Origin of the sequence: Mucilaginibacter aurantiaciroseus, from assembly GCF_024055595.1 — a bacterium.
GTDB lineage: Bacteria > Bacteroidota > Bacteroidia > Sphingobacteriales > Sphingobacteriaceae > Mucilaginibacter > Mucilaginibacter aurantiaciroseus.
The window spans coordinates 433,864-445,760 of record NZ_JAMXOF010000001.1; the positions used below are offsets into that span (position 1 = coordinate 433,864).

11 protein-coding genes and 1 tRNA gene are annotated in these 11,897 nt (G+C 43.7%); 3 read left to right on the forward strand and 9 right to left on the reverse strand.

What is annotated here, in order from left to right; translation table 11 throughout:
• Positions 1 to 81: 81 nt before the first annotated feature.
• The 3 genes from NAF17_RS01980 to NAF17_RS01990 form a co-directional block, all read right to left on the reverse strand.
• Positions 82 to 1,344 carry a type IX secretion system plug protein gene (locus NAF17_RS01980; protein WP_252756301.1) on the reverse strand — a complete coding sequence of 421 codons (1,263 nt, stop codon included), beginning with the start codon at positions 1,342 to 1,344 and terminating at the stop codon, positions 82 to 84.
• Positions 1,345 to 1,545: 201 nt separating this feature from the next.
• Positions 1,546 to 3,468 carry a ribosomal protection-like ABC-F family protein gene (gene abc-f, locus NAF17_RS01985; RefSeq protein WP_252756302.1) on the reverse strand — a complete coding sequence of 641 codons (1,923 nt, stop codon included), beginning with the start codon at positions 3,466 to 3,468 and terminating at the stop codon, positions 1,546 to 1,548.
• Between the two features lie 122 nt (positions 3,469 to 3,590).
• Positions 3,591 to 4,358, reverse strand: a complete 768-nt coding sequence (locus tag NAF17_RS01990; RefSeq protein WP_252756303.1) for an SGNH/GDSL hydrolase family protein — start codon at positions 4,356 to 4,358, stop codon at positions 3,591 to 3,593.
• 105 nt (positions 4,359 to 4,463) lie between these two features.
• Here NAF17_RS01990 and NAF17_RS01995 point away from each other — a divergent pair, with 105 nt between their 5' ends.
• Both NAF17_RS01995 and NAF17_RS02000 read left to right on the forward strand, forming a co-directional pair.
• A complete protein-coding gene (locus NAF17_RS01995; protein ID WP_252756304.1) occupies positions 4,464 to 5,504 on the forward strand; it encodes a quinone-dependent dihydroorotate dehydrogenase in 1,041 nt (346 codons plus the stop codon).
• On the forward strand, positions 5,504 to 5,854 hold the full coding sequence (locus tag NAF17_RS02000) for a hypothetical protein (protein WP_252756305.1): 351 nt from the start codon (positions 5,504 to 5,506) through the stop codon (positions 5,852 to 5,854). The genes NAF17_RS01995 and NAF17_RS02000 overlap by 1 nt, the downstream gene beginning before the upstream one ends.
• Before the next feature lie 73 nt (positions 5,855 to 5,927).
• On the opposite strand, the gene NAF17_RS02005 is transcribed toward NAF17_RS02000, so the two are convergent.
• The 3 genes from NAF17_RS02005 to NAF17_RS02015 all read right to left on the reverse strand — a co-directional run bounded on the left by NAF17_RS02005 (position 5,928) and on the right by NAF17_RS02015 (position 7,002).
• Positions 5,928 to 6,104 (reverse strand): spore protein, encoded by a 177-nt coding sequence (locus NAF17_RS02005; protein ID WP_252756306.1) that lies wholly within the window; start codon positions 6,102 to 6,104, stop codon positions 5,928 to 5,930.
• A gap of 30 nt (positions 6,105 to 6,134) precedes the next feature.
• Positions 6,135 to 6,205 (reverse strand) — tRNA-Cys (locus NAF17_RS02010).
• Between the two features lie 47 nt (positions 6,206 to 6,252).
• Positions 6,253 to 7,002: a TrmH family RNA methyltransferase gene (locus NAF17_RS02015; protein ID WP_252756307.1), complete on the reverse strand. Its 750-nt coding sequence runs from the start codon at positions 7,000 to 7,002 to the stop codon at positions 6,253 to 6,255.
• A 44-nt stretch (positions 7,003 to 7,046) separates the two neighbouring features.
• Between NAF17_RS02015 and tamL the strand changes: the two genes are divergently transcribed.
• A complete protein-coding gene (gene tamL, locus NAF17_RS02020; protein ID WP_252756308.1) occupies positions 7,047 to 9,386 on the forward strand; it encodes a translocation and assembly module lipoprotein TamL in 2,340 nt (779 codons plus the stop codon).
• A 92-nt stretch (positions 9,387 to 9,478) separates the two neighbouring features.
• Here tamL and NAF17_RS02025 read toward each other — a convergent pair whose 3' ends face one another.
• From NAF17_RS02025 to hppD, 3 genes are all read right to left on the reverse strand, one after another.
• Positions 9,479 to 10,012: a hypothetical protein gene (locus NAF17_RS02025; RefSeq protein WP_252756309.1), complete on the reverse strand. Its 534-nt coding sequence runs from the start codon at positions 10,010 to 10,012 to the stop codon at positions 9,479 to 9,481.
• Between the two features lie 42 nt (positions 10,013 to 10,054).
• Positions 10,055 to 10,552: a TspO/MBR family protein gene (locus tag NAF17_RS02030; RefSeq protein ID WP_252756310.1), complete on the reverse strand. Its 498-nt coding sequence runs from the start codon at positions 10,550 to 10,552 to the stop codon at positions 10,055 to 10,057.
• Between the two features lie 155 nt (positions 10,553 to 10,707).
• On the reverse strand, positions 10,708 to 11,832 hold the full coding sequence (hppD, locus tag NAF17_RS02035; protein WP_252756311.1) for a 4-hydroxyphenylpyruvate dioxygenase: 1,125 nt from the start codon (positions 11,830 to 11,832) through the stop codon (positions 10,708 to 10,710).
• Positions 11,833 to 11,897 lie beyond the last annotated feature (65 nt).

An 11,897-nucleotide genomic window follows, 5' to 3' on the forward strand; every position in this document is an offset into this window, starting at 1 on the left:
ACCCGCCGAAATCTTTTTTTGCTTTGTTGCTCGTGTGATTTTACAGTATTGGATATAGCGCTTGTTATAGCATTTTAATAATTATTGCTTTGCGCTATTCAGTAAAGTATAGCCCACCAGTTGCTCGTAACGCGAGCTGGTTTGGCGGTAGTAAACCAATAGCTGGTATTCGTTCTCGGTTTCAAAATAATTGCCTTCTAATGCGATATCGTCGGGCTTGTTAGTGGCTTTGTTTACCCAAACGTATTGGTAATCGTATACGCCTTGTTTAAGCAGCAGATTGGTGTACCAGCGGCCTCTGCTATCAAAAGTAAGTTTGCTGCGGTCATCCAGCTTATAATCATTAAACTGGCCTGTAATATAAGGCGTGCCATCCTCCGGCGATTTATTGGCCGCCAGGTTAAAATACATGTGCGCGTAATCGGCATCTCGGCGGGCATCGCTACCATCCTGGTTCAGGATAAAAAACTTGCCATCGATGTCATACAGCAAAGTGTAGTTAGGTAGGTTGCGGTTTGGGTCGCCCAGTAGCATAACGGTATTGGCGGTATCTTTATAGATCTTCGAAATGCGTTCCGAGTTTAGTTTAAGCGTACGTGTATCAAAATGCCTGAACTCGTTACGGCCCGCAAAGTCGTTTATGTTAACATCGTTATAAACCAGTTGCGTACCGCGGATGTAAGTCGGTACATTGTTCATGATGCCTGTTTCGGGCCTTGCGTTCTGCATTAAAAATGCACGGATATCGGTATTGGGATTTTGTACCGGTAGGCCGCCGTATTCAATGGTGAAATTTACCTTTTGGTTTGTACGCCTTGTGGCTACGTTGTTAGAGCTGATGATAGTGGCACTTACCGAAACACGTTTGCCAACCACATAAAGCCTTCGGGTAAGGATCAGGTTATTAACGTCGCCATCCTCGTAAACCTTTAAAATATAATTACCCGATACTTTGGGGATGATGTTGCGGTTGGGGATCTTAACCTCGTAGTGGGTATATTTTTGAAACGTTGCTGAAGAATAGGTGTAATCGTTCATGCGGTCATCGGTAAAGCTTTCCAGGTATTCGGCAGGAGATAGGCGGGATGGGTTCCAGTTAGCTTCGCAATGCTGTATGGTGTAATTAAAAGTACGGCTGGAACCGCTCAGGTCATCAAAACCAAGGGTAACCGTTTCATTACCACCCAGGTCAATAGCCGGGAAGGATGCCGCTTTTTTTGAATTATAAAACTCAACGCTTTTTATCTCGTGCTTGTAAACGTTATTATCAAAAGGCGGGTTTTGTGCGAAGCAAGATAGGCTTGCGAACAGGCAAAAAACAATGGCGCAGAAACAATTTTTCATTGATACAAGGTAGGAAAAACCCACGTTATGCCGAATTTATTTCAGGGTACGCCATTGTTGGTTACAACACCAAAAATGGCGTAGAAATTAGTAACATGTCCTGTGGAATCCCGATCCGGTCGCCAGCGGATGGGATGGCGAAGGGGCCTAACAAAAAAGGCAGCTGCTAAGCAACTGCCTCTAATAAATAAAGCTTTTATATTAACCTTCTAATTCCATTATTTGCTCGGCAAGCGCTTCCCAGCGTGCCTGGTTTTCTCTAAGTTCAAGCTTTTTTAGCTGATGGCTATTACTGATCTGTTTTAGTTTTTCGGCCTGGTTGTAGATGCTATTATCGGCCAGTTGGGTTTCTAATACTTTTACTTCTTTTTCAAGGCCTGCAATGTGCTCTTCCATTTTGGTCAGGTCCTGGTTAAGCTTTTTTAGCTGCTGCGTTTTGTTTTCGCTTTGCGGCTGTTTGGCAGGCTCAGGTTTTTTCTCTTCCTTTTTAGGCTGAGGGGCCGGTACTTCTACCTTAGGGTCAAGCTTGCGGTTAGCGTTCCAAACATCATACTCGGCATAAGTGCCCGGGTATTGTTTTATCTTTTGGTTTTCGATGAACCAGATCTTGTTGGCAACATTATCCAGAAAGTACCTATCGTGAGATACCACGATCACCGTACCCTCGTACTGTTGCAGCGCCTGGATCAATATATTTACCGACGCCATGTCCAGGTGGTTGGTAGGCTCATCCAGTACCAAAAAATTCGCATCCGCTGTAAGGGCTTTCGCCAACGCTACACGCGATTTTTCACCACCCGATAGTACTTTTATCTTTTTAAATACATCATCACCCGTGAACAGGAACGAACCTAATATCGAGCGCAGCTCCGTATCGGTATGCTTTGGGGCGAACGACTGCAGCTCCTGTAAAATCTGATGTTCTAAGTGCAGGCTCTCCAACTGATGCTGGGCAAAGAAGGTTTGCGAAACGTTATGGCCTGTAACGGCAGTACCTGCATACTCTTTATCGGCACCGGCCACAATACGCAACAGGGTTGATTTGCCTTTACCGTTGGCACCTATCAGCGCTATTTTATCACCTTTTTCGATGATGGCTTCGGCATCAGCTAAAATATCAATTGTAGGGTATTTTTTGGTAATATGCTCCAACGTAGATACGTGGCGGCCTGATTGCTTGCTGAAACGGAAGCTGAAGTTAACCTCAGGGTTATCATCATCCACATCATCCACTCGCTCCAGTTTATCAAGCATTTTGATACGCGATTGCGCCATTTTTGCCTTTGATGCCTTCGCACGGAAACGCTCTATCAAACGCTCTTCCTGTTTTATTTTTGATTGCTGGTTCTTGAACTCGCCACGCTGAATTTCGGCACGCTGTGCCTTTTCTTCCAGGTAAAAAGTATAATTACCGGCATAAACGTTCAGTTTACCCTTGCGCGATTCCACCGTGCGGTTAATAACCTTATCTAAAAACCACCTATCGTGAGATACGATGATGATAGCGCCGTTAAAGGCTTTCAGGTAATCTTCCAGCCATTGTATCGACGGTAAGTCAAGGTGGTTGGTAGGCTCATCCAGTAAGAGGATATCCGGCGCCTGTAAAAGGATCTTGGCAAGCATTACGCGCATCCGCCAGCCCCCTGAGAAAGTGCTTAACTTGCGCTCACATTCAGCTTCAGTGAAACCCAAACCCGCTAAAATTTCGTGTGCTTTATACTCGATGTTGTAACCGTCAAGCAGTTCAAACTCGTGTTGTTTATCGCTAAGCTTGTGTAACAGGTCCTCGCTGTAATCTGTTTCCAGTTTTTTAAGCAGCACCTCTATCTCGTCGTGCAGTTGGTTTTGGCGCTCAAAGGCTTCCATGGCAACGTGTACGATGTTTTTGTCGGATGAGTACGATAGCAAATCCTGGTTAAGGTAACCCATGGTGAGGTCTTTCGCCATAGAAATGGTACCCGATGTAGGCTTGTAATCGCCCACAATGATTTTTAACAGCGTGGTTTTACCCGTGCCGTTAGCACCTATAAGGCCAATTTTCTCTCCCGGTTTAATGTGCCAGTTGGCTTCATCATATAGGGCGCGCGCACCAATCTCGAACGTAAGGTCATTTATAGCTATCATTTCGGCGCAAAGATACGCTTTTGAGTCGAAGCCTCAAAAGCGAGATCAGAGATAAATGATAGATAAGCGTTTGTGACGTTATTATGCCAATTACAAATCGCTGATCACCAACCAGCTAATCACTAACCCTTTACCGTTTCCATCCATCCCTGTGCCATTAGTTTTGCACCGGCAAGGCTTGGGTGCACGCCATCAAGCGTCCAGTAGGTGGCGGGGGCTTGTTTTAAAGCGTTGTTAAATATGGTTTGGTAAGGTATAAAAGGGGCGTCGTATTGCGATGCGATGTCGCGCGCGGCCTTGCAAAACAAGTCAAACGTTGGGTACCAGCGGGCATCTACAGACTTGGTACCTATCATGGCAAACGGTTCGCCAATAATGAGTTTGATACCCGGGAGTGCAGCTTTGGTACGGTCGATGAGTTTCCGGTAATCGGTAATGTAAGTTTCGATAGTGCCGGTATAGCCGCCGCCAAGCGTATGCCAAAAATCGTTCACGCCAATGTGGATGCTTAATACGGTTGGTTTTAGGGCAAGGGTATCGGCATCCCACCTGTCGGCAAGTTGAAATACTTTGTTGCCGCTCACGCCCTTATTGTAGATCTGTAAGTTTTTGGCCGCGTGTTTTTCCAATAATTCGGCAGCGGTAAGCAAAACGTAACTGTTACCCAGCGAACTATTGTCGTTCGCTATGGTTTTATTATGGTCGCGCCCCCAGTCGGTAATCGAGTCGCCCTGGAAAAGTATCACATCGTTATTGTTTAGCCGCACCCTTTTGCTGCCAAAGCTTTTTGCAGAAGCAGATACAATTTGAGGGATGCTAATAGCAGCGGCAGTGCCCAAAGCGGTGTTTTTTATAAAACTCCGACGGGAGTTTTGATCGTTGTTTTTCATTTGACATGTTTAAATATCCGTCTTAATAACGGTTAATTGGTGCTGTTAAAATACAATATTTTAAACTATGTTAAACCTTTTTGTTAAAATCGGTAAATTTGCGGCATGTATCAATTGCTTAAGCCCCTGCTGTTTTGGTTCGATCCCGAGAATGTGCATTATTTTGTAACGCGAAACCTCAGGCGTTTTAGCCGTTTCCCGGGTGGCGCAGCGTTAAGCAAAGCCCTTTGGGGTAGTGATGATATGCGATTGGAACGTGAAGTTTTTGGCCTAAAATTTAAAAACCCCGTAGGCCTTGCGGCAGGTTTTGATAAAAATGCCGAGCTGATCAGCGAAATGGGCAACTTGGGTTTCGGTTTTGTGGAGGTTGGCACGGTTACGCCATTGCCGCAAGCCGGTAACGATAAGCCTCGTATGTTTCGCCTGCCCGAGGATGAGGCGCTGATAAACCGTATGGGGTTTAATAACCATGGTGTTGATGTAGCTGCCGAACGCATTGCTGCTTATCGCAAAAACCTTAAACCGGGGCAGCAAGCATTAATTGTAGGAGGTAACATCGGTAAAAATAAAGTAACACCTAACGAGGATGCCGTAAGCGATTACATCAAGTGCTTCGACAGGCTTTTTGATGTGGTAGATTATTTTGTGGTGAATGTAAGTTCGCCAAATACCCCCGGCTTGCGCGAGTTGCAGGAAAAGGGGCCGCTGATGCATATTTTAAACACGCTGCAGCAACGCAATAGTAAGAATGGTATAAGCAGGCCTATTTTATTAAAGATAGCGCCAGACCTCAGTAACGAGCAGTTAGATGATATTGCAGATATTGTAAAACAAACCGGCATAGCGGGCATTATAGCTACTAACACCACCATTAGCCGCGAGGGTTTAACATCCAGGCATAAAGGCGAAACAGGCGGGTTAAGTGGCGTGCCCTTAACCAAGCGCTCAACTGAAGTTATCAGGTATCTGTATAAGAGATCAAGTGGTTCGTTCCCCATCATTGGGGTGGGGGGAATCCACTCTGCTGAGGATGCAATGGATAAAATTGCCGCAGGTGCATTATTAGTGCAGCTATATACCGGCTTTATTTACGAAGGGCCGGCTTTAATTGGAAGAATAAATAAGGAAATATTGAATAAGAAGTAATGAGCGCAGAAGAATCGTTAAAGAAGGTTTGTAAAGCCTTGAAAATTGAATTTGACCCGGGCGATATGCAGGATTGGGGAATTGTAAATTCGGACCCGACGAGGGTGGCCGAGTTTATTAAGTATTACAAAAGTGTTGACCTGGACGAGGAAACTAAATTCCACGTGTTTGAATTGGTTGTTGCATCTTACAACGATGCCATTTTAGGCCGTTTAGCTAAAGGACAGGCCAAGGCCGATTTTTTGGAACTGGTTAAGGAGTCGCACAGCGTACCGGGGCTAAAAATTGTGCGCGATTATTGGAAAGAGATCTATAATAAGGAGAATTTCCCGGTTGGGAAGCTGTTGTAAAGCGAATTACATAAGCACAAAAAAGGCGTACCGGTTGTTGGTACGCCTTTTTAATTTCTTAAAAAAGAAAGAATTAGTTGCTTGCAGCAGCTTTGGCCAAAACCGCGTTGTTTTTATCAATTTGGTTGCCTTTTTTTTGTGCAGAACGATCACCTAACTCAATGTTAGTAGCTAATTTCAAAAACTGAACTTCTAAACGTGAAGTAGTTTTGTTCCTTCTATCTTTTCTTTTTAAACGAGTAACGCCCATGACTTTTTATTTTAAATGTTTTTAACCTTGAGGTCGGGAGCGGATTCGAACCGCTGTAGGAGGTTTTGCAGACCTCTGCCTAGCCACTCGGCCACCCGACCAATTTTAAGGATTGCAAAAATAGTAATTATTTGTTGTCAATCAATTTTTATTTAAACGATTTTGCAGCAAGTTGTGAACAGCATATGGCTGTAGCTATCGCCACGTTCAACGATTCGGCCTTGCCAATACGCGGAATAGTGATGGCTTTATTCACTAATGCCTGTATATCAGGCCTAATTCCGTTACCTTCGTTGCCCATCACCAGTAAACCTTCGGTGCCAAAATTTGTGGAATAAATATTATCGCCATTTAATAAAGTTCCAAAAACAGGCAGCTTCGCGGCCGAAATGAGGCCCGCTAAATTAGTATAACTAACGTTTACGCGTGCCAATGAGCCCATGGTAGCCTGCACAACCTTGGGGTTGTAGGCGTCAACCGTATCTTCCGAACAGATTATATTGCTGATGCCGAACCAATCGGCCGTGCGGATGATGGTACCCATGTTACCCGGATCTTGCAAGCCATCTAATACCAAACTAAACTTATTTTTTAGCGTTGTGTAGTTTAAACCGCCCCATTGCGGTATATTAACCGTGGCAATTGCATCGGCAGGATTTTTTAGGGCGCTTATTTTTTGCAGGTCGATTAAAGAAATCTCCTGAAAGTTTATTTTTTGGGATAATTTAAGCAATTTTGGGGCCGTATCAGGCGTATGATATATGGTGTGGACCTGGTAATCAGAATCAATAAATTCGGTTATCGATTTATAACCCTCCACCATAAATAAACCATGTTCCGTGCGAAACTTTTTATGTTGTAAGGACGTTAGTAAACTTATCTGTGATTTTGAAAGCATATCATATACCCGGAAATTTCCGTCTTGCAATATTAAGTATTTTGATGGTTATTATAGGCGCCGGCTGTAGTGTTACACGCGGGCTAAAAGATAACCAGGTCATTGTGCGTAAAGTTACTATTAAAGGTATTGATAAAGAATTTTCTGAAGCTGCCATTAACTACGTTGATAAAGAGCAGCAACCCAATAACTGGCTTAACCTGCAGTTTTATTACCTGTTTAGCAACAAAGGCAAACGTAAAATAGGCGAGGCACCCGCCTTGCTGGATAGTAATCTTGTTGAGTTTTCGCGCCTCCAGATTCAAAAGTATTTAGTTAACAAAGGCTATTTGAAGGCCAAAGTGGCCGATTCCATTGTGGTAAAAAAGAGTAAAGCCCAGCTGTACTTTACCGCTACACAAGGCCCGCTGTTTAAGATCCGCAATTCTAAAGATAGTATTTACGATGCTAAGGTGAGGCAGCTTTACCGCGATACCCGTAAACAATATTCGCATGTGAACACAGGCAGCCGGTATGATACCGATAGTTTGGCTTACGACCGCGACCAGTTTTACCAGGTGATGAAGCGGAACGGTTACTATGATTTTTATCGCCAGTACATCAGCTATACGCCCGATTCGAGCTACAAAAAAAGCGTGGTAGACCTGGTAATGATCATCGATAACCCGGCAGATAAAAAGGAGCACCCTATTTATACTATCAACAACACCTTAATTACCATTGCCCGCAGTAATGGCCGCATGACGGGTAAAGCCGATACCATCCAGGTAGATTCGCAGTTTAGGTTTGTTGATTACTCGGGCAGGTTTAAACCCCGTACGGTTATTGATTACACCTTTCAAAAAAAAGGGGAGATCTACAATCTTGATAAGCAAACACTGACCACCGCCCGCCTGTCTGAGTTAAATGTGTTCCGTAATGTGCCCAACCCCACGTATGAGAAACTGCCGGATAGTACCAACCGTTTAAATTCTAAGATCGATATTGTACCCTTAAAACAAATGACAGACCGTTTAGAGGCCGAGTTTTTGTTTAACCAGGGGCGTTTTGGATATAACCTGGGCAACACCTTTACCAACCGTAACATATTTAAGCAGGCTGCTATTTTGCAGGTAAAATTAAACTGGAGTATTTTATTTGATAATGGAAACTCATCGGTTAACCAGGGCATCCAAAACCAGGATTTTAGGGCAGGCGTGAATTTGATCTACCCGAGGCTTTTATTGCCGTTCCGGTTCCCAAATTTGGCGAAATTTGGCATTCCACATACTACATTTTCTACCAATTTTCAGCTGTTTTACCAAAAAGGACTGGTTGAGCGCCGAAGCTTTATCAACTCCATCACTTACGACTTTTTTGAGACCGCCCGCAAGCAACATTCAGTAACACCGCTAAGTATTGAGTTCTCCAGCGGTACTATCGACCCTATTGCCAAAGCCGAGTTGCTGAAGCAGAACCGGTTTTCATACGTGTACCTGATAGGGCGCACCACGTTTACTACAAGCAGCCAGTACACCTTCCAGTACAACGCGCAGGAATTAAACTCTTATAAAAACTTTATCTATTTCCGCGGGGGGGTAGAGATCGGCGGTAATATACTTAGCCTGTTAAGTAATGCTGCAAACACACCAAGAGATTCCCTTGGGCAGCGTACCGTATTTGGTTATGCCTTTACGCAATATGTAAAAACCGAGATAGATTACCGCTGGTACCGCAGTTTGGGTGGCGAAAAACAATTCATCTTTCGTTTTAACCCCGGGATAGGTATACCTTACGGAAATAGCAGGCAGTTAGTGTTCGAGAAGAATTTTTACACCGGTGGTGCAAACGATATCCGTGCCTGGTTGCCACGTACTTTAGGCCCCGGCCAGTTTAACCGTGAAAGCTATGGCGTTAGCGGCGGTGCCGATACCGCGCGTGCCCGCCTAAAATATCTTGATCAATTTGGAGAGATAAAGATTGTGGCTAACGCCGAGTATCGCTTTAAACTTGCCGACAATTTTTTTGGAACTAAGCTTAAAGGAGCATTTTTTGTAGATGCCGGTAACGTTTGGCGCCTGCATAAACAGGTAGAAAACCCCAATGGGGAGTTTAGGTTCAACAATCTTTGGAACTCTACTGCAATTGGTATTGGTACGGGTTTAAGGTTCGATCTGGCCTTCTTCATCTTCCGCCTGGATGCGGCCTTTAAGTTTAAAGACCCTCAGTTTAACGGGTCTGATCAATGGGTATTTATCAAACACTTTAACGAAGTTTTTCGAAACGGAAGTTTTAAAGAATCCTATCTAAGGAACAACAAAACAGGTGTTGACACAAACGGCAAAATTGTTGGTGATGGTTATAGCTTTATGCAGCTGAACTTTGGTATAGGGTTGCCGTTTTAAGCGCTTCGCTTTAGTGATTAAAAAATGGTGATTAAAGATTAGGTTGAAACTTAAAAAATATAAGTTAATAAAGCATTTCCCTTTAATCTCTGCTAAGAAAATACCCCCTTTAACCCATCAATTACACTCTGGAAAAAGGTTGGAATGCTTAGCCCGTTGCTGTGGTTAAAGTACAGGAATATGCAAAAGATAATGGCGGCGATAATAATAAGGCGCTTAAACAAATAGCCTAATAAAATCAATCCTAAAGGAATCGCTATCAATACTATCCAGCTTATTTTAACTGGGCTCAGCTTACTATCGTGCCTATAAACGTAATACAGCATAGAATGTGTTCCGCTGTCGTTTTCGTGGCGGGCAAACACAAACATCGATTTTTCCATTTTATGCCTGTAAAATGCGGTGCCTTTATCAAAAGTCAGCTGCTCGCTAAAGCCATTCACGCTGAAGGTGAATAGTCCGTTTACCTTTTCCTGGATGGTGCCCGCGGTATCTACCGCGACAATAGCAACCTCATCTTTAGCAAACGGGTTCTCTTTTACAACAAAGTGATTAATGGAAACGGTATCCGCAAAACAAAAGGCGGTGGTGATAGCAAGGACGCAGGTAAGCAATAATCTTTTCATTTTTAGGAACACGGTAAACGTGCAATAAAAATAGCGTTTTTATTATTTGTTGATCACAAAAATACTCAGGTTTAATAGCATGGCGTAACCAACCCATAATAAATAGGGTGCCAGTAACCAGGCGGCGGCCCTGCTAAACCTGCCAAACCACGATATGTTAAGAATAATGGTTACCAGCAATGCTATAATAATCACCAATCCGCTTAAAATATCGTGCATCCCAAAGAACACTATCGGCCATGAAAAATTTAGCATCAGTTGAATAATATAGATAGTTAAAGCGGTTTTATACGTGCGCGAACCATCGCGTAGCTGCCAAACCAGGTAGGCAGCAATGCCAATGAGGATATAAAGCGTTGTCCATGCCACCGGGAAAAGCCAGTTAGGCGGCGTAAAATCGGGCTTTTTTAAAGTAACGTACCAGTTTGCAATTTCGGGGCGTGTAGACATAGCCGCAACTACGCCGATAGCAAGGGTTATTGAAAGGCTAATAATGAGAGCGAAAGGTTTAAACTTAGGATCGGAAATATTGGTTTTCATGAAAAGCGTATAAAACTCGTTTATTGCTAAAACGTTTAAACTAAGGTAAGATAGTTTTTTATTAAATGTAAATAAAAAAGCCGGGTGATTTCACCCGGCTTAGCCTCACCCAAATATTAAAAAGTCTCCTTTACCGGGAGAGATTAGAGGGGGCTTTATAAGTTTCCTCTCAATTCCTGTTCACGCTCAATAGCTTCAAATAAAGCTTTAAAGTTACCCGCGCCAAATGATTTTGCACCCTTACGCTGTATGATCTCGAAAAACAGGGTAGGCCTGTCTTCCACCGGTTTGGTGAAGATCTGCAGCAGATAGCCCTCGTCATCACGGTCTACCAGGATGCCCAGTTTTTCTAATGGCCCAAGGTCCTCATCAATATGACCCACACGCGCTGTTAGTTCGCGATAGTAGGATGTTGGTACGGTTAAAAATTCCACGCCGCGGCTTTGCAGGTCGGTAACGGTTTTAACAATATCAGCAGTGGCTAAAGCCAAATGCTGTACACCTTCGCCTTCGTAAAACTCAAGGTATTCTTCGATCTGGCTTTTCTTTTTACCTTCGGCAGGTTCGTTTATCGGGAACTTTACATAACCGTTCCCGTTGCTCATTACCTTACTCATCAGGGCCGAATACTCTGTAGAGATCATTTTATCATCAAACGTAAGAATGTTACGGAAGCCCATAATATCTTCATAAAAATTGACCCATGTATCCATTTTATGCCAGCCCACGTTACCTACGCAATGGTCTACATATAACAAACCTGCAACAGGTGGCTGATATGCAGTTTGATGCGCTTTATACCCCGGCAAAAATGGCCCGCTGTAATTTTTACGTTCGATGAACAGGTGAACGGTTTCGCCATACAATTTGATACCGCTGGTACGCACTTCACCAAACTCATCTGTACTGGTTTGGGGCTGCTGATAAGGCTCGGCGCCGCGTTTGGTGGTTTGCTCAAAAGCATCGTAAGCATCATCAACCCAAAGGGCTAATACCTTTACACCGTCGCCATGTTTTTTAATATGCTCTGCAATCGGGTGGTCTGAATGTAGCGGCGTGGTTAATACCAAACGGATTTTGCCTTGTTGTAAAACGTATGACGCACGGTCGCGCACGCCGGTTTCAGGACCCGAGTATGCCAGATCCTGGAACCCAAAAGCGGTTTTGTAATAATGGGCTGCCTGCTTGGCGTTGCCCACATAAAATTCAACATAATCCGTACCGTTAAGCGGCAAAAAATCTGTTGTGGTTGGTTTTGTATCTAATGTAAACGTTTCCATTTCTTATTTTAATTATTGATTTAGTGAAATAGCGAATTAGTGATTTTTTAAAGCCTTTTACCTTT

Coding starts and splice junctions, on each gene's coding strand:
- NAF17_RS01980 (WP_252756301.1), bottom strand. CDS start 1,344: ATGAAAAATTGTTTCTGCGCCATTGTTTTTTGCCTGTTCGCAAGCCTA.
- abc-f (WP_252756302.1), bottom strand. CDS start 3,468: ATGATAGCTATAAATGACCTTACGTTCGAGATTGGTGCGCGCGCCCTA.
- NAF17_RS01990 (WP_252756303.1), bottom strand. CDS start 4,358: ATGAAAAACAACGATCAAAACTCCCGTCGGAGTTTTATAAAAAACACC.
- NAF17_RS01995 (WP_252756304.1), top strand. CDS start 4,464: ATGTATCAATTGCTTAAGCCCCTGCTGTTTTGGTTCGATCCCGAGAAT.
- NAF17_RS02000 (WP_252756305.1), top strand. CDS start 5,504: ATGAGCGCAGAAGAATCGTTAAAGAAGGTTTGTAAAGCCTTGAAAATT.
- NAF17_RS02005 (WP_252756306.1), bottom strand. CDS start 6,104: ATGGGCGTTACTCGTTTAAAAAGAAAAGATAGAAGGAACAAAACTACT.
- NAF17_RS02015 (WP_252756307.1), bottom strand. CDS start 7,002: ATGCTTTCAAAATCACAGATAAGTTTACTAACGTCCTTACAACATAAA.
- tamL (WP_252756308.1), top strand. CDS start 7,047: ATGGTTATTATAGGCGCCGGCTGTAGTGTTACACGCGGGCTAAAAGAT.
- NAF17_RS02025 (WP_252756309.1), bottom strand. CDS start 10,012: ATGAAAAGATTATTGCTTACCTGCGTCCTTGCTATCACCACCGCCTTT.
- NAF17_RS02030 (WP_252756310.1), bottom strand. CDS start 10,552: ATGAAAACCAATATTTCCGATCCTAAGTTTAAACCTTTCGCTCTCATT.
- hppD (WP_252756311.1), bottom strand. CDS start 11,832: ATGGAAACGTTTACATTAGATACAAAACCAACCACAACAGATTTTTTG.